Here is a 1,078-nt window from a genome sequence, read left to right as displayed (position 1 = left end):
TAATCATCGTTTAAGGAGGTGATCCAGCGCCAGGTTCCCCTAGCGCTACCTTGTTACGACTTCACCCCAGTCATGAACCACAAAGTGGTAAGCGTCCCCCCGAAGGTTAAACTACCTACTTCTTTTGCAGCCCACTCCCATGGTGTGACGGGCGGTGTGTACAAGGCCCGGGAACGTATTCACCGTGGCATTCTGATCCACGATTACTAGCGATTCCGACTTCATGGAGTCGAGTTGCAGACTCCAATCCGGACTACGACGCACTTTTTGGGATTCGCTCACTTTCGCAAGTTGGCCGCCCTCTGTATGCGCCATTGTAGCACGTGTGTAGCCCTACTCGTAAGGGCCATGATGACTTGACGTCGTCCCCACCTTCCTCCGGTTTATCACCGGCAGTCTCCCTGGAGTTCCCGACATTACTCGCTGGCAAACAAGGATAAGGGTTGCGCTCGTTGCGGGACTTAACCCAACATTTCACAACACGAGCTGACGACAGCCATGCAGCACCTGTCTCAGAGTTCCCGAAGGCACCAATCCATCTCTGGAAAGTTCTCTGGATGTCAAGAGTAGGTAAGGTTCTTCGCGTTGCATCGAATTAAACCACATGCTCCACCGCTTGTGCGGGCCCCCGTCAATTCATTTGAGTTTTAATCTTGCGACCGTACTCCCCAGGCGGTCTACTTAACGCGTTAGCTCCGAAAGCCACGGCTCAAGGCCACAACCTCCAAGTAGACATCGTTTACGGCGTGGACTACCAGGGTATCTAATCCTGTTTGCTCCCCACGCTTTCGCATCTGAGTGTCAGTATCTGTCCAGGGGGCCGCCTTCGCCACCGGTATTCCTTCAGATCTCTACGCATTTCACCGCTACACCTGAAATTCTACCCCCCTCTACAGTACTCTAGTCTGCCAGTTTCAAATGCTATTCCGAGGTTGAGCCCCGGGCTTTCACATCTGACTTAACAAACCACCTGCATGCGCTTTACGCCCAGTAATTCCGATTAACGCTCGCACCCTCCGTATTACCGCGGCTGCTGGCACGGAGTTAGCCGGTGCTTCTTCTGTCGCTAACGTCAAAT

General features: G+C 53.2%; 1 rRNA gene. It reads right to left on the bottom strand.

Annotated elements, in window-relative coordinates:
• Positions 1–11: 11 nt before the first annotated feature.
• Positions 12–1,078: ribosomal RNA gene (locus tag R7Z49_RS23565) — 16S ribosomal RNA — on the bottom strand; the annotation flags it as partial.

The organism is Vibrio sp. 1562, from assembly GCF_033340155.1.
Classification (GTDB): domain Bacteria; phylum Pseudomonadota; class Gammaproteobacteria; order Enterobacterales; family Vibrionaceae; genus Vibrio; species Vibrio alginolyticus.
This window is presented reverse-complemented; position numbering and strand designations above follow the sequence as displayed.